The sequence below is a fragment of the Psychroflexus sp. MES1-P1E genome, from assembly GCF_002836055.1.
Lineage (GTDB): Bacteria > Bacteroidota > Bacteroidia > Flavobacteriales > Flavobacteriaceae > Psychroflexus.
The window spans coordinates 22,564-45,225 of the sequence record NZ_PJBS01000317.1 but is presented as its reverse complement, the minus strand read 5'-3'; the positions used below and the strand labels follow the sequence as shown (position 1 = coordinate 45,225).

Below are 22,662 nucleotides of genomic sequence, written 5' to 3'. Positions count from 1 at the left end.
AGTAAGCGTTTGAGGTTTGCTATCCAAAAACCTGTACCCATCTTGCACATCTATGATCTGTTGTAAGATATAAGCTGAAGCACCGCCAGGTACATCCTCATCTACAACTAATAGTCTATTGGTATTCTCTAAACTTTTAACGATATCATGGTTAAGGTCAAAAGGAACAAGGGATTGACAATCAATTATTTCTATGTTAATATCAACATCTTCTAGTTCTTTAGCAGCTTGCTCTATGATTCTCAATGTAGAACCATAAGAAACAACCGTAATATCTTTCCCCTTGCGAATAGTTTCCACTTCACCAACTGGAGTTTTAAATTCTCCAAAATTGTTAGGTTTCTTTTCTTTAAGTCTGTAACCATTTAAGCACTCTACTATAAGTGCGGGTTCATCGCTATCCAACATCGTGTTGTAAAACCCAGCGGCTTTAGTCATATTTCTAGGAACTAATACATTTATACCACGTATAAGATTTAAAATCCCTCCCATAGGTGATCCAGAATGCCATATACCCTCTAGCCTATGTCCACGTGTTCTCACAATAAGTGGTGATTTTTGTTTCCCTTTACTTCTATAAGCTGTAGTTGCTAAATCATCACTCATGATCTGTAATGCATATAGCAAATAGTCTAAATATTGTATTTCTGCAATAGGACGTAAGCCTCTTAACGACATTCCAATACCTTGTCCTAAAATAGTGGCTTCACGTATTCCTGTATCTGCAACTCTTAATTCACCATATTTCTCTTGTAAGCCTTCAAGCCCTTGATTGACATCTCCAATTTCTCCTGAATCTTCTCCGAAGATTAGAGTTTCTGGACGTGTTTCAAAAATCTTATCAAAATTATCTCGTAAAATAATTCTAGCATCAACTTCCTTTGCATCGTCTGCATAGGTAGGTTCTATAGATTCAATTTGAGTCGCTCTGCCTTTATATTCACTCCATAAATGGCTGCTATAGTCAGGTTGTGTTCGCTCAACAAAATCGTCCATCCATTGGATTAATTGAGTTTTAGCACTAGTCTCTTCTCTTCTCACATAGCGTAAAGCTTTTCTCGCAGAGGCAAGAACTACAGATTTTAATGGCTCATCATTATTTTTTAATTCTTCAACTAAAGACATGACGGAACTTTTGTTTTCTGTAGAGTTGGCAAGATTTGTCAACAAACGGATAACGGTCTTATTTTCAGATTTTGCTGTTTTACCAAAGGCAGTCCATGCGTCTTGCTTTCCTTTTCTAACGTGCTTTTTAATTGACTTTTCTAAGTCGATTAACTCTTCGTCTATTGCGAATCCATTAGAAATTATCCATTCTCTCATTTTCAGATTACAATCGTGTTCTTTTTCCCATTGTAACCGATCTTCACTCTTATAACGTTCATGAGACCCTGAAGTCGAGTGACCTTGGGGTTGAGTGACTTCTACAACATGAATTAAAACAGGAACATGCTGCTCTCTAGCTATTTTTTCAGCCTTTTGATAGGCTTCAATTAAAGCTGGATAATCCCACCCTTTAACAACGAGTATTTCGTACCCATTCGTATCTTTTTCTTTTTGAAAACCTTTAAGGATTTCAGAAATATTTTCTTTGGTAGTTTGTTTTCTAGCATGAACAGAAATCCCATAATCATCATCCCATACGTTTATAACCATAGGAACTTGCATCACACCAGCGGCATTGAAAGTTTCCCAAAACAGGCCTTCACTTGTGCTTGCATTTCCAATAGTTCCCCAAGCGATTTCATTTCCATCTATTGAAAACTGATCTGAGTTTTTAATGCCCTTTACATGCCTGTAAATTTTGGAAGCCTGAGCAAGGCCAAGTAGTCTTGGCATTTGGCCAGCAGTAGGAGAGATATCTGCACTTGAATTCTTTTGCTCAGTAAGGTTTTTCCAGCTACCGTCTTCGTTTAAACTGTGTGTCATAAAATGACCACCCATTTGGCGACCACCAGACATAGGTTCATCACTAAGATTTGTATTAGCATATAAACCTGCAAAAAACTGTTGTATAGATAATTGACCAATAGCCATCATAAAGGTTTGATCTCTATAGTAGCCTGAGCGGAAATCACCGTTTTTGAAGCATTTTGCCCAAGCCAGTTGAGGAATTTCTTTACCGTCCCCAAATATTCCAAACTTAGCCTTACCTGTCAATACCTCACGTCTTCCCAACAAACTGCACTCACGACTAGTGACGGCCATTTTATAATCTTCTAATACTTCTTTTTTGAAATCTTCAAAAGAAATATCTTCTTTTTGAATTTTATCTTGCATTATATTATTTTTTTGACTCTTGCGAAGATACTAATTTTCAATGATAAAAGCTATTCCATTCTAGATGGCATATTCCATTTTTCAGAATTTTAAACATAAATACTGACATTTATTCAAAATATGATCAAATTAATATCAAAAATTAAATAATACGTTAATAAATAATACTCCGTATTTTAAAGGAAACCCCAAACACTAGTTATAGGTTAAAATTTAGCTTATGACTTCCAGTTGACTATAGCCTTGTGTGTTTCTATTCAGCACAATTTGAGTTTGGATACGTTCTTTTAAGGCATTTACATGACTTATAATACCGATGGTTTTATTGCTTTCTGCCTGTAAGCGTTCTAATGTGTCGAGTGTGAGATCCAAAGTTTCTGGATCTAGAGTACCAAAACCTTCGTCTATAAATAGGCTTTTGATTTCTACATTTTTTGAAGCTAAGTCAGACAGACCCAGTGCTAAGGCTAAACTCATCAAAAATGTTTCTCCGCCAGATAAGGTCTTTACAGAGCGTCGAAGTCCGCCCATATGATTATCGATCACGTACAATTGATTTTTATCCTCACCAGAAATAAATCTATCGAGTTCATAGCGATCATTGAGTTGTTTCAACCGTTTATTACCCAATAAAATAAGGCGTTGTAAACTTAAGTCCTGTGCAAATTTATTGAACTCTGTTCCTGTAGCATCTCCTATAAGCCTGTTCAAGACCTCCCATTTTTTATTTGCTTTTTGCACTTCGACGATCGAGTTTTGGATGGTTTTATATTCGGTTAAATTCTCTTTTTGATTGTTTAAAACTCGTCTAATATCCTCGAGTTTTTCTCTTGTGAAATTTAAGGTTACTTTGATGTCATCAATAGCGATTTCAGTCTTGTTTTTTTCTGTAAAGTGAATGAACTTTAAGCTTTTTAGTTGGTTTTTTAGTCCCTTGAGTTTTTCTTCTTTGACCTTTATGTTTTTGTCAATATCACTTTTTCTAAGAAGTAATTCATTATAATTTGAAGATTTCATCCTAGACGCATTGGCCTCGGCGATATGAGCAAAGCCTTTACTTTCAAGTATTGATTTCAAGCTTTGTTGAAGTTGACTTACATTCTTATCAAGTATAGTCTTGTCACTAGTTTGCTTGTCCAGAGAGGATGAGGCTGACTTTAATTCCGAATATAATTGATTCCATGCTTTTGTAGAGCTCGACACCAATCTCCCCAAATCATCACCTTTGTAAAGGCTTTTCATTTTTTCACTGATGCGCTTTCCTTCTTTTTGAATATGAAGAAGTTCTTCTAAAATTGAGATTGAACTTTGCAAGGCTTGTAGTTCAACTTTGTAGTGTTCAAAGGCCTTGTAGTTTTCAATAGTTTGTCTGGTTTTTTGTTCCAGATTAGAATAACTCTCACCCTCATTTAGTAAGCTTAACTCTTTGAATTTAAAATCGAATTCTTCTTGATTTAAGGAGCGCTTAGAGTGAAGCTCCTTAGCCTCTTTATCAAGACCTTCAATTTGTTTTAGAAGAGAGACAAATTCAGCGTTTGAGTGTTGTAAATCTTTAGACAGCTGTTTGGCTATTTCCTTAGCTCTAGCAATTGTCTTATCAAGATCTGAAATAACTTCCGGTAAATGTTCAGAATAAGGGTGATCTATAGCTCCACAGACTGCGCAGGGCTCGTCCTTTTGAAGCTTTTGCCTTAGATCTTCCACTTCTAATCTTAATTTTTGATTATCTTTTTTAGTTTGAAGATGGTCCAACTCTTTTTCTGCAGCGTTTGATTTACTTTCCTTTAAATTGATTTGTTCAGGATACTCACTTTTCTTTTTATGGAGTATAGAACTTTTATTTTCCAATCTAAGAAATTGATCACCTAAATCTTTAAGGATTCTACTTTCATGAGCAGCCTCCTTAAAAGTATCTCGAAGATGTTCTTGTTCTTGGATACGCTCCTCCAGATTTTCGACATCCTTTAATTCTTTTTCAAGATTTTGGATTTGCTCAGAGCTTATTTCCGATTTGCGAGTTAGTTCTTTGATAAAACTCTCCAATTCTTGCTTTTGAAACTTCAAATCTAAGCCTTCAAGTTCCTTGTTAAGAAGCTGTTTTTTGGCAGAAAAGTCATGTAATTTCGAACTCCTTCTGGTGTTGAGTTCAGTGTGAGTTTCTTGCAATTTTTCTAATTCCGATTCAACTGCTTGAGGGTCTACTTTTGTTTTTAGAAGATCTTCTATTTTTTGGTGAAGGCCATTAATATTAGATTTTATTTTGGTAATTTCTTCTTTTTCTCTGGTTATCGAAGCTTTTAGACGGTCTCCATCTTTTTGGAGACTGTTGAATTCTTGCAGATCGTCTTCAAACTCCAATGTCTTTTGATGTTGTTCTAATCGGTGTTGGTTTTCATTATTAAAGCTTTGCTTATGGTCCAACAAAGTTTTAAAATCAGTTTTCACCACATTTTCTTCGGAACTTAACTTCTCTTTTAATGTGAGTTGATCCAAATCCTTTTTGTATTCAGAAAGCTTTTTGTGTTCTATAGTTTCTTTTTCCTCTAGCTGATTTAGAGTCTGCTTAAAATCCCTTTCTGTTTCTTTTGAAATTAGTTTGTCTTGAAGATTATCTAAAATGGTTTTTTGAGTGAGTATTTTAGATTTTAGGCTCATGTATTTTTCATATACTTTCTTGCCGATACTTCTGTAGATGGAAGTGTTTGTGATTTTTTCTAAAAGCTCACTTCGTTCTTTTTCATTGGACTGTAATAAAGTTGCAAAATCCCCTTGAGACAGTAATACAGATTTTACAAATTGATCGTAGGATAAGCCTATTAAACGCTCTATCTCGGTGAGGACTTCTGTCTTTTTCTCGCTGAAAGAAGTTTCGGTAGCGACATTCCAGAGGTCCATTTCACATTCTCTTAGCTTATCATTTCTATTGGTGGAGATAGACCAGGTTGCTTCGTAAGTCCCAAAATTACAAGAAAACTTAACCTTAGCGTAGGCTTCCTTCTGGTACTTTGTCAAGATACTGCCGTCTTGTTCTATTTTACTTTTAGTCACACTAGAGATTCTGGGCGTACGCCCATACAAGGCCAGACATATGGCGTCCAGTAAGCTGCTTTTTCCGCTCCCTGTAGATCCTATGATAGCAAACAAACCTCCAGAATTTAAGGGTGATTCGTCAAAATGAACTTTATGTTCACCTTTTAAGGAGTTGATATTCTTAAAGGAGAGACTTTCAATTTTCATTGTTCAGGACGGTTCAATTCATCTAAAATTTCTTCGAAGGCAGAGATGAGTTGTTCTTTGCTAGTTTCGGTTTCATCAACACTTTCTAATTTTTTATGGAACACTTCTAGTGGTGTAAAGTCTGAGATCTGTTCTTCAGTTGATGTAATTCCCCGAAGGCCTTCAGGTTTATATTTAAAACTTACTTTGTGTTTTACAATCTCACAAGCTTCAGCTTCAAAGGTTTCAATGTATTCTTCTAATTCAATAGTCTTGGATGGAGAAAAGTGTTCTTCCTCCATTTCAATCTCAATAAGTGTTTGCAAAGGGTGAATATTTGTAATTTCAGAAAGTTTCTGTTTGATTTTTTCTAGACTGCCTTTCACTAAGATCAGATCCCTAAACTTTGGAATAGAAATACTTTCGGGTTCAAAAGATTTAGAAGTGTCTATAAGTAAAATGCGTTTTTCATTTTTCCGTTCGCTAAAAGAAAGCGGGATAGGGGAACCACTATAATAGATGGGGGTTACTGAGTTGAGACGTTGAGGCTTATGAATATGACCTAAGGCGATGTAGCTGTAATTGCTTCCAAAATGAGAAGCATCTAGGCCCGCTAAATTTCCAATTTGAATTTCACGCTCACTGTCAGACAAACTCACACCTTTAGCAAACAAATGCCCCATGCCTATAAGAGGAACATCAGGGTGTTTTTTCTTTGCTAAACTAGCCGTTTCTTGGAAATGATAGGCAATACTCTGTTGTACAGCTTTTTGTTTGCTGTCATGATTTTCTGCATCGAAACGTTCTTGCAAATCTCTATTCCTAAGATAAGGCAAGGCTGCAATAATTAGTTCTACATTTTCTTCCTTATAAATTGGAATGAGGCAGTCTTGCAAATTTTCTGGGCGTTGCCCAATGACATGTATATCCAATTCATTTAAAATAGCTTTAGGGGCTTCCAAAACACTTGGAGAATCATGGTTACCTCCAGTGATAATAATTTTAAGATCAAACCTTTTTAACTTGATGAGCGTCTTATAATATTGAGTTCTGGATTCACTTGATGGATTCGAAAAGTCGAAAACATCGCCAGACACGAGCAAAATATCTATGTCATTTTCAGGTAAAAACTGACACAACCAATCGATAAAAAGATCAAAATCTTGATATAATTCTTTCTTATGAAGCTTTTTTCCAATATGCCAGTCTGCGGTATGAAGTATCCTCATAAATGTAACTAAAGAGTTTTATAATATCCGAATTTAAGCCATATCCGATGTCTAAATCGGTCTTTGACTAAAAAATCATCGGTTCTGTAATCCAATCCGATTTCAAATTTATTTTTGTCATCAATGTAAAAACCTAAGGCAGCTGTTAATCTATTTTCAAGATCATCCTCGCCACTTTGTATCATATAAATTAATTCATTGGAAATAGAAAGATAGTTTTCACCATTGTCTAGGCTTTCCCCTTGCAACGGAATTTGACCTTTAATTCTATAACGAGCCCTAAATAAGAGGGAAGCCTTGTTAAAAAATGTCTGATCGATCCGCACTCGATGACCAATCCTAAAATGGGATTCTCGTTGTAAAATAGAGACCTGTTGTATGGTTCTATGGGTATTTTCTCCTTCTTCAATCCTATATTGGTATCCTATATCTACTTTTATAAAAGGAGTTATTCGCCTGCCTATAAAGGTTTGTAAGTCTGTTAAAGTATGTTCGTACTCAAGCTCTTTATTTAAATTTTCAGAATCATAAAATCCATGTTGAGATTCAAACTTATGAGTTATTGAATAATTTTTTAAAAGTTTGTAACTGAGAGATGCTTCAGGAAAAAGTCCAAAAGTTGTTTGATTTTCTTGAGCATAAGATGAAGAAAATAATAATAAGCCTATTATATATATATAAATTCTCATGCTAATAATCTAGGTTGTCTGTTAATTTTAAGTTGACATAGCGTTTTTCTATTAGTCTTCCATCGGCATCAAATAAACCTTCCCACAGGGTATTGTCTTTGTCGGTTTTGCCATAATACTCAATTTCATAATTAATCACTAGATTTTCTATTTCACCTTCATCGATTAAATCTTTAAGATCATCGGATTCGCCTGTGTATTGGATTTGTATCTTTTTCAGGGAATATCGAATATAATTTGATTTGAAATAGTCAAAAATGGTTTGATAAGCTTCCTCCTTGATCTCATCTTCTTTAATCTTAATTTCAATATTTTCAACCTTGCCTTCCATGTCAAATTCAACACTGTGGAGGTGTTTGTTTTGTTTCAATTTAGCCTCGTAGCCTTGTTTTTCTCCATCGGTTTGATAATACCATTTGGTTCTTCGCTCTTGTTCAAAAGCATCTTCTAGCCATTCTTTGGCCTGATTAGGGATTTCATCTTTTTTCACCCTTTTTTCTATTTCATTTTTTTCTTGTGCAACACCATAGGTTACACTAAAAATAATAAATAGCAATCTCAAATAATACGACATAGCTTCTTTTTATTAATGGGTAAAACTCAGTATAGCCAATTCATAACTTCTTAAGCCAAAACCAAGAATAACTCCAAAGGCATTAGGTGAAATATAAGATTGTTTTCTGAACTCTTCTCTAGCATGAGTATTGGAAATATGAACCTCAATCACAGGGGTTCCTATTGCTTTTACTGTATCTCCTACAGCAATGGAGGTATGGGTATAAGCTGCTGCATTCAAAATAATACCATCTACATTATCGTCTGCTTCTTGTAATTCTGAAATTAATTCTCCTTCAATATTGGATTGGAAGTAAGACAATTCTAGCTCTTTAAATTGAAATTGGAGTTCTGTGAAGTAATCCTTAAAAGTAGACTTACCATAGATTTCAGGTTCTCTTTTACCTAAAATATTGAGATTTGGACCGTTGATGATATGTATTTTCATGAGCTTTAGCTTAGTCTTCAAATTTATTAAAATTATTCATGTCAAAATATTATATTTGATTAGGATTTTTTCCTTAAGTTTATGGAAATATTCCTAATTTAATCTTTTTTAATATGAAAACAGATTTACCTCCTGAAATTAAACGTTTTAAACAAATTCGTGAAGAAAATAATTTTACTCAATCTGAATTTGCTGAGATCCTGAATATTAAAAATTCCACGTCAGATATAGAAAGAGGCAAAACCAAACTCTCGGGCCAAGTTATCATGATGCTATTGAAGGTGTTAGAAGTAAACCCACTTTGGTTATACGGCGAAAGCTTCCAAAAGAAATTAGATGTTCACCACATCAATTCTATGCCTAAAATCATTTCTATGGATGACACTAATTCTAGAGAAAATATGCTTTTGGTCAATCAAAAAGCGGCAGCCGGTTATCCTCAAAATATTGGAGATGCAGAATGGTATCATCAACTCCCTGCTTTTGAGATGCCAATACCTCAATTTAGAAATGCGACATACAGAGGATTTCAGGTAGAAGGAGATAGTATGGAGCCAAATTTACATCCTGAAGATTGGGTTTTGGGAAAATCTGTGGAAAGCTTACAACAAGCGCTTAATCATAAAGTGTATGTATTTGTACTTCAAGATTCGGTCTTGGTCAAGAAATTACACAAGCATCCTAATTCGCATAAAATCTCTCTAATTTCTACAAACTCTTATTATCCTCCCTATGAGGTTGAAACCTCAGAAATCCAAGAGATTTGGGAAGTAACCAGTAAACTCACGTTTTCTATTAATGAAAATTCAGAAAATAGTATGCTTAAAAAGTTAGAGCAGTCTATGGAAGATCTCAAAATACAACTCAATACACTAAAACCCAATTAAATGAATTTTGAACGCCTATTTGATTTTTTGGAGACACTGAATGCCAACAATAGTAAAGAGTGGATGGATGAACACAGAGGACAGTATGAAGCCGTAAAAGCAGATTATGTTAAATGGTTAGAAGATCTGGACCTTCAGTTGTCTAAGCTCGATGAAAATTACTATTCCTCCACAGGCAAAAAAGCCATCAATAGGATTAATAACAATTTATTATACCATCCTAATAAGCCTACTTATAAAGATCACTTTGGAGCAGGATTGGACAAGAGACCCAAAACTGGAGACTTTTATATTCATTTGGGTATTGAAGAATGCTTTGTGGCAGCGGGTTTTTATAAACCAAAATCCGAACTTTTAAAAAGCATACGAGAAGCTATTGATTATAATGGAGATGAGTTCAAAAAAATAATCAATTCTAAGTCTTTCCGAAACCATTTTGATCGTCTTATGGGAGTTGAGGACCAGTTAAAAACTTCTCCCAAAGGATTTACACAAGACCATAAGCATATAGACTTACTTCGTCTAAAAAGCTTTGCAGCTATGAAACCCTTCAATAGAAAAGAAATTTTGGCAGACGACTTTATGGAAGAGGTCATAGAAGCTTATAAAGTTTTGCTCCCCTTCAGGCGGTACTTAAATAAAGCGGTGACGGTATAACACGAAGAGCTTTGAAAACTTTCCAAATTAAAAATAAGGTTTTTGTTTACAGTGTGTTATTTTTCCTAGTCTTAGGAGGTTTACTCATCACCCTTCCTAATAGGTCTTATATAATTATCGATAGATTATCCTCCTATGTTTTGGACGTATTCGGTCAATTATATCTTTTGGCAGGACTTTTTATTTTATGCTTTCTAATTTTATTGGCCTTAAGTCCAATCGGTAAAATACAACTGGGAACGTCCAAACCAAAGTATTCAACAATTTCTTGGCTTGCGATGATGTATTCTACAGGAATGGGAGCAGGTATTATTTTAAGAGCAGTCCAAGAGCCAGTTTATTTCTCTCAGCATCCTGGAGTCAACATAAAAGGCTCTGAGGAAACTCATGCGTTAATGATGACTTTCTATCATTGGGGATTTACAGCATGGGCGTTTTATGGCCTATTTTCTTTGTTTATAGCATACCTTCTATTTGTTAAGAATAAGAATATTCAACTTAGCCATCTTATTCCTCATATTCAAAATAATAAAATAAACAATTCCATAGACTTGATGACAGTCATTACAATAGTCTTTGGTGTGGTAAGTGCCGCAGCCCTTGGAGTTTCACAAATTGAAAGTGGTATTGCTTATGTGACAGATACAGCTTTTAATTTTTCCCTCATTTTATGCATTTGTATCACTGTTTTTTTAGCCGCCATCATTTCCTCTGTCAGGGGACTTTCCAAAGGAATTAAGAATCTTTCTTTAATCAATATCGGTCTCACTTTGGTTTTAATGTTTTATGTCTTTTTGTTTAGTGATCAGACTTCCATCTTTTTTTCTATGGTAGAGGCTATTAGGGATTTAGTGATTAATTTTTTCTCCTTGAGTCTAGCTTTTTTACCCTACGATTTCAGTAAAGAGTTCCTATCCGATTGGACGTATTATTACTGGGCATTTTGGTTGGCATGGGCCCCTTTTACTGGTATTTTTATCGCAAGGATTTCAGAGGGAAGAAGCATAAGAGAACTCATTACTGGGGTACTTCTCATCCCTAGTTTAGGGAGCTTCATTTGGTTTTCAGTTTTCGGGGATTCTGCTTTTCAGCTCATTAGTAAAGGAGCAGTTGAAATAAATGCATTTAATGATGTGTTTACTTCTATTTTTGTTTTCCTTCAACAGTATCCTTTTGGGAGTGTCAGCGTTATTTTGGCTTTGGTTTTATTAGTCGGTTTTCTCATCACCTCAATAGATTCTGCGATTTACGTGTTAGGTATGTTTTCTAATCTAATGAGTATTCATCCTTCTCGACTTCATAAGATCACTTGGGGAATAGGTTTGTTTGTTATTACTTTGGGATTTCTAGTTTTAGGTCAAACTAATCGCGCAGAAAACACGCTAGAGGCTGTTCAGAAAATCTTAGTTATAAGCTCGCTTTTTTTCTTATTCTTATGTTTTATTTTCATTCTATTTTTCATGATAGATGTGATAAATCGCTATAGAAATAATGAGCATTAAAAGGGCATGTAGGGATCTTCTTAAAATTCAATCTCATTTAAAATATGCTGAGTAGATCCTGCCTCAAGATTTGCACTGATAAGCCCATTTATTTCTAAGTTATGCTAGAAACTCTAGCATCTATTTCAAAAAAATTCCTCTTTGTCAAGCTGTCTTTTATAATGTAATTTACAATTCTGCTCGTTTGTAAAATGGATTGCAAATGAAAAAATATCCATATATTAGACCTTGAATTTTGATAAATATAGGAATTATTCCGTAATATTGGAATGATTATGTATGCGCAACTATTTTTATAAATTATTTTGATCAATTATGGTTATAGACTTATTAAGAGAATTCGTTACAGATAATGCCACAAATGAAAGTAACAATCGGTCATCAACCTATTTCCCGTTTCTCAGAGATCATGATAGCTTTAAATTTAAGTTCAACACTTTTGGTACTCAAATTGAGCCCTATGAAATTATAATAGACCTCAATGATATTCATCATATTAAAACAAAATGTAATTGTAAATATTCTTACGAAGGTATTTGTAAACATACTGTTGCCTCCCTCACAGAACTTATCCGACTCCTTAAAACCAATCAAATTGAAAGTAGTTTATTGATAAAACCTAAAATTAAAGAAAGTTTAGTGCTTTTTATTCCTCATAATCTTGGTGTAATGGACAAAGATGCCTTAAGAAAGATGACGTTTAATAATTCGAGAGCTTTTTTCGGTGATGTTGAAATTACATCACTCAATAAAACATCAGTTGAGGCTATTTATAAAGATTATCAAGATGAATTTTATTTAAAACTGAGCAAAGAAATAAATTCAACAGAATTAAAACTGACGTGTACATGTTTACAAAAAAAAAACTGTACCCATAAATATAAACTTCTTGAATTATTGAAAGATGAGTTTAGCCTTGATTATTTTTCTCCTAATTTTAAAGATGAAATCAAAAAAGATCATCTTATTTCAATGGATTTATATGGAAAAGTTCATTTTGATGATGTTTTTAAGTTGAAAATTAATCCAAAAGGTGTTGTTATTGAGGAAAAGGTAAAAAACATTATGAGTGACGCTCATCTCATTTTTCAACCTCAAACTGAAGAAGAAAGGAAAGCTTTAGCTAAACCTTTTGAAAGTCAGGATTCAACCTATAGTATTGGTCTTTGTATTAGATATATTCATAATGATTATTTGGGTGTTGATTCTATCTACGGTAAACTCAATAAAAACAAAACCGAAATAAGTTCCGGTATAAAAGTGATTGAGGACATAAATTTAGAGGAAGTCATAACTAAAATAGATGACGCTGACCTAAAACTCCTTAAAATTTTAATTCATATAGATAATGAAACTCAAAAATTAACTTACGATGATTTAATGGATAGAGACATTTTTAATTTTATAAACTATGTCCATCAACACAAAAAGGAGCTAAGTACAATCAAGCTTTTTAAGCATGAGGATCGAGATAATTTCAATAAAAAGCATTTGCTGCCTATTGAAATGACCAGCGAAACTGTACAACCAATTTTAAGTATTAAATCCAATGATAAGTTTCATAAATTTGAGGTCAAATTAAAAGTTAGTGAAAAGCTTTTAAAATTACAATCCAAGCAAATACTCCTTACTCCCTTAGGAGTTGTTTTCAAAAATAAACTTTTCCTGTATAAATCTCCACAACATGCCTTAGCCGTTATTAAATTTAAAGAAATATCTGATTTCAGTTTGATTAATGAAGGACAAGATCAACTTCAGGCTAAGATCATAGAGCCTTATTCACAGTATTTTGAAATTAATTATAAAGTTCTTAAAGAAAAAAGCTCAGCTAATAAAAAACTCATTCCCGTTAGACAAGTCTATCTAAGTGAAGCCGAAGAAGGAAATTATTTGGTGTTCCAACCTATCGTGAAATATGGAGAAAAGTTAGTTAGCCCATCAAGTTCTGAAAAAATTTGGCTTAATAAAGAAAAGATGTTAAGTTTAAAAAGGGATCAACAGCTAGAAGAAGAATTTTTAAAATTGATACAAGAGTTACATCCGAAATTTAATGATAAAATCGATTATTTTTATATTGAAGCTGCTGAAGCATTGAAGTCGATGTGGATAATGGGATGTATGGAAGATTTAAAAAAAGAAGGCATTGTCTTATTAGGCTTAAATCAACTCAAAAAAATTAAATACAACCTCAATAAACCAAACTTCTCGATTGTTTTGAGTTCTGGAACCGATTGGTTTGATATGGAAATGAACATCAGCTTTGGCGATCAAAAAGTAGATTTAAGGAAGCTTCAAAAATCAATTATTAAAAAATCCAACTATGTTGAACTCAAAGACGGCAGCTTGGGAATTTTACCTGAAAAATGGATTGAGAAATACAAAAAATATTTCCAGTTTGGGCAAATCAAAAAAGATAAAATTGAAGTCTCTAATTTTCAATTTAATATTATTGATGAGCTTTACGAAGATTTAGAAACTTCGCCAGATTTCCTTAAAGAGCTTTATGAAAAAAAGAAGCGAATCTCTAACTTAAAACAGTTAAAAGAAGTTGATCCGCCAAAACATCTCATAGCAAAACTCAGACCCTATCAACAAGAGGGCCTTAATTGGTTGGTATTTCTTCACGAAAACCAACTAGGTGGATGTTTAGCAGATGATATGGGACTAGGCAAAACTTTACAAAGCATAGCTTTTCTTCAATTTTTGAAAAACAACTCTAAGAACAAATTAAAACCACATTTAATTATTGCTCCAACGTCCTTAATTTTTAATTGGATGGCGGAGCTAGAAAAATTTGCTCCAAAGTTAAAAGCATTGGCTTTTATTGGTGGAAATAGAGATGAACATAAATCAAGTTTTGATCAATATGATTTGATATTAACCACTTATGGTTCTATTGTTAAAGATATTGAATTTCATAAAAACCAAGTCTATAGCTATATTGTACTAGATGAAAGTCAGGCTATTAAAAATCCACTATCTCAACGGTATAAAGCTGTGAGATTACTCAATTGTGAAAATAGATTAGCCTTAACAGGAACTCCTATAGAAAATAATACTTTCGATTTATACAGTCAGTTTAACTTTTTAAACCCCGGTATTTTTGGAAGTATAAAGCATTTTAGAACTAATTTTTCTGATGCTATTGACAAGGAACAAGACGAAGATACTTCAGCATTATTGGCAAAAATCATTCACCCCTTTTTATTGAGGAGAACCAAACCTCAGGTGGCAACTGAATTGCCAAGTAAAACAGAAGCTATTATTTATTGCGAAATGAATAAACAACAACGAAAAGTCTATGACCAATTTAAAGATTATTTCAGGCAGCAAATTCTTGATCAAATTGAAAATGAAGGTGTAAACAGGTCTCAAATATATATTTTACAAGGATTGACTAAGCTTAGGCAAATTTGCAACTCTACTGCTTTAGCGGATAAGGAGAAGGATTACGGCAATGATTCAGCTAAATTAGACGAATTAGTTAGGCACCTTAAGCAAAAAGTAGCAAAGCATAAAGTTTTGGTATTTTCTCAATTTGTAGGAATGCTTCAATTGGTAAAAGAACGACTTGATGAAGAAGACATCAAATTTGAATATTTAGATGGGCAAACGAAAAAGCGTGAGCAAAAAGTTAATAATTTTCAAAATAATCCAAAAGTGCGTGTGTTTTTAATCAGCCTAAAAGCTGGTGGTACAGGACTTAACCTAACCGAAGCTGACTACGTTTATTTGATTGACCCCTGGTGGAATCCAGCAGTTGAAAGCCAAGCCATAGACCGTTGTTATCGCATTGGACAAGACAAAAAAGTGATGGCTTATCGCATGATTTGTAAAGATAGCATAGAGGAGAAAATCCTAAACCTACAAGACAAGAAGAAAAGTATAGCGGCAGAAGTGATAAGGGTCGATGAAGGGAAAAAGTCTTTTAAGAAGAAAGATGTTGAGCGGTTTTTTGGTGCTTAGGAAATTAAGAAAATTACTCTCCAAGCTTGATAAAATCCAAAATAGTTTTTGTAGCACCAGCCTCAGAATTTACATAGTGACTACAAATCTGTCCACGTTTTTTTCTAAAAGTTAAATTGGTTATCAGTTTTTTAAATATTTTTTCAAATTCAGTTTGATTGGATATACTAAAAAGACCACCCAATTTTCTCAAGGAAACCGCTTCTGGAAAGTTTTTAAAGTTATCTCCAATGATGATAGGAATTCCAAATGCAGCAGGCTCTAAGACGTTATGTAAGCCGCTGTTTCCCATTCCGCCTCCTACATAGGCCACATCGGCATAACTGTATATTTTTGTCAATAAGCCTATCGTATCCACAATTAAGACATCGAAGTCAGCTAAATTATTGTGCTCTAATTCTGTGTAGCAGATGACTTTTTTGGTAAGGGTTTTCTTTAATTTTTGAATTTGTATAGGCTTAATTTGATGAGGCGCAATAACCACCTTAATTTTGAGAGATACCTTATCAATAACGTCCAAAAATAAAGACTCATCTTCTGGCCATGAACTTCCAAAGACTACTAAGGGTACATATGAATTTGTAAATTCTTCCATAAATTCAAGTCTATTATCCATACTTAGCTGAGAGATGACTCGGTCGTAGCGCGTATCACCAGATAAACTAGAATTATCAAAATGATGGCGTTTTAATAATTGAAGAGAGTCTTCGTTTTGTACAAAAATATGATTGAATTTACCCAAGGCTTTAGCCATAAAACGTCCCAAAGGTTTGAAATAAAGTTGGTTTTCTTTAAATAGTCCAGAAACCAAATATGTTTTAATTTCTCTTTTAGCTATTTCATCCAAGAAGTTTATCCAAATTTCATATTTGATAAAAAAAGTGATTTCAGGTTGAAGGATATCTAAAAAAGCTTTGGCATTTTTAGGGGTATCAATGGGTAAATAGGTAATAATATCTAATTTAGAATCTTTCTTTTTTACCTCATAACCCGAGGGTGAAAAAAAGCTAACAGCAATTTTATGGTTTGGATGTGATATTTTTAATCGGTTTATAAGCGGTACGGCTTGTTCATACTCACCAAGCGATGCAGCATGAAACCATATAATCTTATCATTTTCAGAAACTTGGGCAGCCAGTTTTTGTTTCCATTGGGTTCTGCCTTCCACAAATAATTTCAACTTAGGACTGATGAAACGGAAAGTCGGTAAAATCAATTGAGTACAGTGGATCAGGATCTGATAAAATAATTTCAAACTTTATTTTTTTCAAAAATAAGCTTTTAGTCGAATTGGCTTCTTGAATACTTTATATTCTTATTTTTGTGACAGAAAAAATAAACTATGAATAAACTACAAATGGTTGACCTTAAAGGTCAATACGTGAAGATAAAAGATGAAGTTGATAAGTCTATCATAGAAGTTGTAAACTCAACAGCTTATATTAATGGTCCAGCAGTCAAACAATTTCAAGAGAATCTAGAAAATTATATGGGAGTAAAGCACGTCATTCCTTGTGCAAATGGAACCGACGCCTTACAGATTTCTATGATGGGACTTGGCCTAAAGCCAGGGGACGAGGTGATTACTGTGGATTTTACCTTTGCTGCAACTGTAGAAGTCATTGCTCTTTTGAATCTAACACCTGTTTTGATTGATGTTGATAAAGATACGTTCAATATCGACTTGGAAAAACTAAAAAAAGCGATTACTCCCAAGACCAAAGCAATCGTTCCCGTTCATCTATTTGGGCATGTTGCACAAATGGAGGAAATTATGGAAATTGCTAAAGCTCATAATTTGTTTGTTATTGAAGATAACGCACAAGCCATCGGTGCTAATTACACGTTTAAAAACGGTACTCAACAAAAGGCTGGGACCATTGGTGATGTTGGTGCTACTTCTTTTTTTCCTTCCAAAAATTTAGGAGCTTATGGAGATGGAGGTGCTATTTTCACAAATAACGATGAGTTGGCTCATACCTTAAGAGGAGTAGTAAATCATGGCATGTACGAGCGTTACCATCATGATGTCGTTGGAGTTAACTCCAGACTAGATAGCATCCAAGCTGCTATTTTGGATATTAAACTAAAGCATTTGGACAATTTTAGCTCTAGCCGACAAAATGCAGCTCGTCAATATAATGAGGCTTTAAGTAAATCTGAACACATTGAAATTCCAAAGACAGAAACTCATAAAGCTTGTGATAATTCAAAAGGCATTTGTGATACTTGCGATTGTCACGTATTTCATCAGTATACCATCAAGATAAAAAATGGTAAGCGTGATAAGCTAGTCAACCATTTTAAAGAACAAAATATTCCACACGGAGTTTACTATCCAATTCCACTTCACTTACAAAAAGCTTATAAAGATGAGCGATATGACGAAGAGGAGTTTACAATAACCAATACGTTGGTAGATGAAGTCATTTCCCTTCCAATGCACACTGAATTAGATAAGGAACAGATTGATTATATTACGTCTGAAATTTTAAAAATAATAGGATAAGCGTATTGATTCTTATAAATATAGAAGAAGCTTCGAACATCGAGGCTTCTTTTATACTATTTCAGCGCTAATTCCTGCTTTCAGGATTTCGGAACATCGAGGTTTTAGATCGTCAAACCCTCCAGACTTTACAGCGCATTTTCCTTTATAATGTATGAGTAGGGTACATTGCTCTGCCTGTATGGCGTCATGGTCACAGGTTTTAATCAGTGTTTCTATAACATGATCAAAGGTATTTATCTCATCATTATAAACGATAATTTCATGTGAATCTGTAAGTTTTTCCTCAACGTCAACTTCTTCTAAAACTTCTTCCTTAACACTCATTTTTTTAAATTTTTACAAATATATAGAGAATTCTTAAGGCTGATTTTAATTTTTAGTGAATTTGGCAGCCACCCAGTTGTCTTTTATCTGATTCTTAACGAATGTCAACTCTTGTTTCGTTGCTTCTTCCTTTATTAAATCTAGGTCTTCATTATAAAACCCACTAAAATAGATCACCCCTTCAGATTCAAGGTGAGAAGAATATATTGACATGTCTCTTAATAAAATGTTTCTATTGATGTTCGCTAAAATGAGATCATACTCCTTCTCAATTTTTTCTGCTCCCCCTAATAGTACATTTCCTTTACATGAGTTTCTTTCTAGGTTTTCTTCAGTATTTTCTACGCACCAAGTATCTATATCTATATAATCTACAGATTGTGCTCCTTGTATATCTGCTAATATGCCCAACACTCCAGTGCCACATCCCATGTCTAAAACACGTTTGCCTTTGCAATCTTCTTTCAAGAGCATTTCAGAAATTTGATAAGTCGTTGCATGATGTCCTGTACCAAAAGACATTTTAGGCATTATGATAATATCAATTTCAGATTCTGTTTTAGGATGAAAAGGAGCCCTTATCGTACACCGTGTATCTATATGAATAGAATGGAAGTTTTTTTCCCATTCTTCATTCCAATTCACTTGAGGAATTGACGTTTTAGTATACGATATTTTAAATTCATCAGATTTTAAAATAAATAAACTCTCTACTAAATCGTCTTCATCTTTAGATTCCTCTATATAAGCAAGAAGACCACTTTCGTGATCTTCAAAGCTTTCAAAAGGAAGCTCACCCAGCTCAGCTAGAATAATATCTCTACCAGGTTGGAGTGGGAGAACTTTAAAATTATATTCTATATATGTCATATTAGAAAGACATCACAATTTCTGCAAAACTATCTGCATCTAGAGAGGCACCCCCTATAAGCCCACCATCAACATCTTTTTTAGCAAAAATTTCTTTAGCATTATTTGGTTTGACACTTCCTCCATAAAGAATAGAGGTTTGATCGGCAATTTCTTGGCTGTATTGTTTAGCTAAAATCTTGCGGATGTGTTCGTGAATCTCTTGGGCTTGTTCTGGAGAAGCTGTTTCCCCTGTACCAATGGCCCAGACCGGTTCGTAAGCAATCACTACATCTTTCATTTCTGAAGCGTCAATATGAAAAAGACCCTTCTTCAATTGTTCTTCTACCACTTCAAAATGGTTGTCAGCTTTTCTTTTCTCTAGGTCTTCACCGATACAGAACATCACTTTAAGGTCATGCTTCAGAGCGGTAGTCACTTTTTTTGCAAGTAAATCATCGCTCTCTTCATAGATGGCTCTTCGCTCACTATGTCCAATGATAGCGTATTCTACACCAACACTTTTCAGCATACTAGGAGAGATTTCTCCAGTATAAGCGCCTTTGTCGTTTTCATTGATGTTTTGAGATGAAATCTTTATAGAAGAATTTTCTAAGGTCTTGTGAGCTGCATACAAGTTGGTGAAGGGTGGTGCAACAATAACTTCTGCGTTAGATTTAGAAAAATCTTTTTGTTTTAAAGCATTTAAAAGGTGTTGCGATTCATCTAAATCACAATTCATTTTCCAGTTTCCTGCTACAATTTGAGTTCTCATAGGTATATTTTTAAGTAATTCTTGGGTCTAATAATTTATATATGATGTCAACGAATATATTAATAATGATAAAAACAATAGCTATAGTTAACACAGCTCCCATTATAATTGGTAAATCTAAGGTATTTAAAGCATCAACAATTTCTTTTCCTAATCCATTCCATCCAAAGATGTATTCTACAAAAACAGCTCCTGCAAGCATAGAAGCAAACCATCCAGAAATAGCAGTTATAACAGGGTTAAGGGCGTTTTTAAGACTATGTCCTATAATTATAGAATAAGTACTTAAGCCTTTTGCCTTTGCGGTTCTAATATAGTCTTGTTGAAATACTTCTAGAAGTGAACTCCGCATAAGCTGTACTACAACAGCCAACGGACGAATACCTAGTACCAGAGAGGGAAGAATTAAATTTTTGAAATGCAAACGCTTTTCTTCTCCAAAATCATCCAACTCATACAGATTTCCTGTCATGTTGAGACCTGTGTACTCTTGAAGTACAAAACCAAAAAGCCAAGCCGCAAGAATAGCACTAAAAAAAGAAGGTAAACTCATTCCAAGAGTGCTTAAGACTTGTATGCCTTTATCGATCCAAGTATCTTTTTGAAGGGCAGAAATAATCCCTAAGAAAATACCAATTAACAAAGCCACTATGATCGACGATATAGCCAAAATCGCTGTATTGGGCAAAGTTTGCTTAATAATATCGATAACATCTTGATCTTGTCGTTGAAATGAAGTTCTTAGGTATGGATATTTAAAATACAAACTTCCTTTGGAGATGTTTAGTAATTTTATCCCAGAATATTTATCATTCTCAAAGTAAGTGAAATCTGAAGTTTCCTGACTATGCCAAGATAATGGAGACAAATCGTTGAGATAGAATAGATATTGTTGACTTATAGGCTTATCGAACCCATATTTTTCTTTTTGTTTCTGAAGTTGTTCTTGGGTTTCATTTTGCCCTAACATCATTTGTGCAGGGTCTCCAGGTAAAACGCTAAATAAAAAAAAGATGACAGTAACCACCCCAAAAATAGTTAAAAGAGCATAGCCTACCTTTTGAAAAATCAATTTTAGCACGGTTTAGAAATTTTAAAAATCATCTGCATCGTTCCAATTTAGCTTGTCTACGATAGTTCCTTTTTTAATATGGACTAAACCTGGACTTGCTCTTATAATAGTTTTAATAGCGGTTTCATCAGCAAAATAGAAATCAAAATTAAGAGCGTATTTAGATTTAAATTTAGAAATAGCTAATGGTCCAGAAGCTGTTAATCCTATTATTTTATAATTTTCTGCTTTAGCCTTTGATAACGCTGACTTAATTTGAGCCCAACCTTGAAGTTCAGTTTTTGAAAGATTATAAGCAACTAGGATAAGTAGTTTTTCTTCTTGCATTAATGATTCTGTAAAGTCTTCACCATTTTTCATCACTGAAAAGTCATGAATAGGAGGAAGATAACCTTCAGTTATCAACTCTGTAGTCACAGTTATAAATTCTCCTGGAACATTGGGATAGCTTCCGTTAGTGGTATGTTTTTTTGAAACACCATTCACCTCAAACGTCCATTGGTAGTTATATACGGCCTCTTGTGCATCGTCAGGAAAGGACATAGCTTCAGGAATGTTTGTTCCTTTTGAATAAGCTCTAAAATCTATAGCAGGTAAGTGTATTAACACGTGGTAAGCAAAATACAGACAAGCTATAGCAGTAGCAAATACGACCCATTTTAATGAAGCTTTATTAAATAGTGGTTTTAGATAGCTGTCATTTAAAAACAGAATTAAGATAAGAATAAACAAGATGACGTCTTTTCCAAAAGATTGCCACGGTGTTAATGGAATGGCATCCCCAAAGCATCCACAATCCGTTACTTTATTGAAATAAGCTGAGTAAAAAGTAAGGAAGGTGAAAAATATAATCATAAGTAATAAACTCCATTTCGTAAACTTTGGAGCATATCCTATAAGAAGAGTTACTCCTAAAAGCAACTCATAAATGACAATAAAAACAGCAATTACTAGTGCATATGGCACCAGAAATTCAAGATTTAAGACCCCTTCACCAAAATATTCCTGAAGCTTGTAAGAAAATCCAATCGGGTCATTCAGCTTTACAAATCCACTGAAAATGAATAAAACACCAACAAGAATTCTTGATAAACCTACTAAATATCTCATTTAATTTTGTTTTGAGGTTAAATGAATTAAAGCAAATACAGAATAATTGATAATATCGAGATAATTTGCATCTATACCTTCGCTTACCAAAGTTTGACCTTGATTATCTTCAATTTGCTTAACGCGCAATAATTTCTGAAGGATAAGGTCCGTTAGTGAACTGACTCTGAGTTTCCTCCAAGCCTCTCCATAATCATGGTTTTTATCAATCATTAAATCTTTCGATTTTTTGACTTGAACGTTATAATGAGTCAAAGCTTTTTCGCTCGTTAAATCGGCTTTATCGGCAAAACCAAGTTCAATTTGAATCAAAGCCATTAAGGAATAATTGATAATTCCAATAAATTCGGAATCCTCATTTTCTTTAATCTTTTGCTCATTAGCTTCTTGTAAACTTCGTATCCTACATGCTTTTATATAGATCTGATCGGTCAATGAAGAAAGTCTAAGAATTCTCCAAGCTGTTCCATAATCTTTAGTTTTCATTTCAAAGAGATCTCGGCAGGTCTCCATGACTTGATCAAATTCTTGGTTTGTGGTCATAATTTCTAATCGAAAGGTAAATTTCGACTAATTTTGATAGACTACAAA

The 22,662-nt window shown here is 33.9% G+C and carries 18 protein-coding genes; 5 read left to right on the top strand and 13 right to left on the bottom strand.

Annotated features, from left to right (window positions below; all coding sequences use genetic code 11):
- The 6 genes from CXF67_RS13375 to aroQ all read right to left on the bottom strand — a co-directional run.
- A partial coding sequence (locus tag CXF67_RS13375; protein ID WP_102089202.1) for an alpha-ketoacid dehydrogenase subunit alpha/beta occupies window positions 1–2,280 on the bottom strand: 2,280 nt, incomplete at its 3' end.
- A gap of 213 nt (window positions 2,281–2,493) precedes the next feature.
- Entirely contained in the window at window positions 2,494–5,517 is a 3,024-nt protein-coding gene (locus CXF67_RS13370; protein ID WP_102089201.1) for an AAA family ATPase, read from the bottom strand.
- A complete protein-coding gene (sbcD, locus tag CXF67_RS13365; protein WP_102089200.1) occupies window positions 5,514–6,725 on the bottom strand; it encodes an exonuclease SbcCD subunit D C-terminal domain-containing protein in 1,212 nt (403 codons plus the stop codon). The genes CXF67_RS13370 and sbcD overlap by 4 nt, the downstream gene beginning before the upstream one ends.
- Before the next feature lie 8 nt (window positions 6,726–6,733).
- On the bottom strand, window positions 6,734–7,414 hold the full coding sequence (locus tag CXF67_RS13360) for a DUF2490 domain-containing protein (RefSeq protein WP_102089199.1): 681 nt from the start codon (window positions 7,412–7,414) through the stop codon (window positions 6,734–6,736).
- Between the two features lies 1 nt (window position 7,415).
- On the bottom strand, window positions 7,416–7,988 hold the full coding sequence (locus tag CXF67_RS13355) for a hypothetical protein (protein WP_102089198.1): 573 nt from the start codon (window positions 7,986–7,988) through the stop codon (window positions 7,416–7,418).
- A 12-nt stretch (window positions 7,989–8,000) separates the two neighbouring features.
- Window positions 8,001–8,417 (bottom strand): type II 3-dehydroquinate dehydratase, encoded by a 417-nt coding sequence (gene aroQ, locus CXF67_RS13350; RefSeq protein WP_102089197.1) that lies wholly within the window; start codon window positions 8,415–8,417, stop codon window positions 8,001–8,003.
- 113 nt (window positions 8,418–8,530) lie between these two features.
- Between aroQ and CXF67_RS13345 the strand changes: the two genes are divergently transcribed.
- The 4 genes from CXF67_RS13345 (at window position 8,531) to CXF67_RS13330 (ending at window position 15,429) form a co-directional block, all read left to right on the top strand.
- On the top strand, window positions 8,531–9,304 hold the full coding sequence (locus CXF67_RS13345) for a LexA family transcriptional regulator (protein ID WP_102089196.1): 774 nt from the start codon (window positions 8,531–8,533) through the stop codon (window positions 9,302–9,304).
- Window positions 9,305–9,961 carry a DUF2461 domain-containing protein gene (locus tag CXF67_RS13340; RefSeq protein ID WP_102089195.1) on the top strand — a complete coding sequence of 219 codons (657 nt, stop codon included), beginning with the start codon at window positions 9,305–9,307 and terminating at the stop codon, window positions 9,959–9,961.
- Window positions 9,962–9,972: 11 nt separating this feature from the next.
- Window positions 9,973–11,463, top strand: coding sequence for a BCCT family transporter (locus CXF67_RS13335; RefSeq protein ID WP_102089194.1), 1,491 nt, complete (start codon window positions 9,973–9,975; stop codon window positions 11,461–11,463).
- A gap of 315 nt (window positions 11,464–11,778) precedes the next feature.
- Window positions 11,779–15,429 (top strand): DEAD/DEAH box helicase, encoded by a 3,651-nt coding sequence (locus CXF67_RS13330; protein WP_102089193.1) that lies wholly within the window; start codon window positions 11,779–11,781, stop codon window positions 15,427–15,429.
- Window positions 15,430–15,442: 13 nt separating this feature from the next.
- Here the strand turns inward: CXF67_RS13330 and CXF67_RS13325 are convergent, their stop codons facing one another.
- Window positions 15,443–16,684 carry a 3-deoxy-D-manno-octulosonic acid transferase gene (locus tag CXF67_RS13325; protein ID WP_102089192.1) on the bottom strand — a complete coding sequence of 414 codons (1,242 nt, stop codon included), beginning with the start codon at window positions 16,682–16,684 and terminating at the stop codon, window positions 15,443–15,445.
- An 87-nt stretch (window positions 16,685–16,771) separates the two neighbouring features.
- Between CXF67_RS13325 and CXF67_RS13320 the strand changes: the two genes are divergently transcribed.
- The gene (locus tag CXF67_RS13320; RefSeq protein ID WP_102089191.1) at window positions 16,772–17,938 is read left to right on the top strand and encodes a DegT/DnrJ/EryC1/StrS family aminotransferase; all 1,167 of its coding nucleotides are present in this window, start codon (window positions 16,772–16,774) and stop codon (window positions 17,936–17,938) included.
- 51 nt (window positions 17,939–17,989) lie between these two features.
- Here CXF67_RS13320 and CXF67_RS13315 read toward each other — a convergent pair whose 3' ends face one another.
- From CXF67_RS13315 to CXF67_RS13290, 6 genes are read right to left on the bottom strand one after another with little or no spacing between them, the layout of a single operon-like run.
- A complete protein-coding gene (locus CXF67_RS13315) occupies window positions 17,990–18,265 on the bottom strand; it encodes an ATP-dependent Clp protease adaptor ClpS (protein WP_102089190.1) in 276 nt (91 codons plus the stop codon).
- A 45-nt stretch (window positions 18,266–18,310) separates the two neighbouring features.
- Window positions 18,311–19,135 (bottom strand): 50S ribosomal protein L11 methyltransferase, encoded by an 825-nt coding sequence (gene prmA, locus CXF67_RS13310; RefSeq protein ID WP_102089189.1) that lies wholly within the window; start codon window positions 19,133–19,135, stop codon window positions 18,311–18,313.
- Between the two features lies 1 nt (window position 19,136).
- Entirely contained in the window at window positions 19,137–19,889 is a 753-nt protein-coding gene (tpiA, locus tag CXF67_RS13305) for a triose-phosphate isomerase (RefSeq protein WP_102089188.1), read from the bottom strand.
- Window positions 19,890–19,899: 10 nt separating this feature from the next.
- Entirely contained in the window at window positions 19,900–20,970 is a 1,071-nt protein-coding gene (locus CXF67_RS13300; RefSeq protein WP_102089187.1) for an ABC transporter permease, read from the bottom strand.
- Window positions 20,971–20,982: 12 nt separating this feature from the next.
- Window positions 20,983–22,071 carry a BT_3928 family protein gene (locus tag CXF67_RS13295; RefSeq protein WP_102089186.1) on the bottom strand — a complete coding sequence of 363 codons (1,089 nt, stop codon included), beginning with the start codon at window positions 22,069–22,071 and terminating at the stop codon, window positions 20,983–20,985.
- Window positions 22,072–22,614, bottom strand: a complete 543-nt coding sequence (locus CXF67_RS13290; RefSeq protein ID WP_102089185.1) for a DUF1599 domain-containing protein — start codon at window positions 22,612–22,614, stop codon at window positions 22,072–22,074. It abuts the gene before it with no gap.
- Window positions 22,615–22,662: the final 48 nt, after the last annotated feature.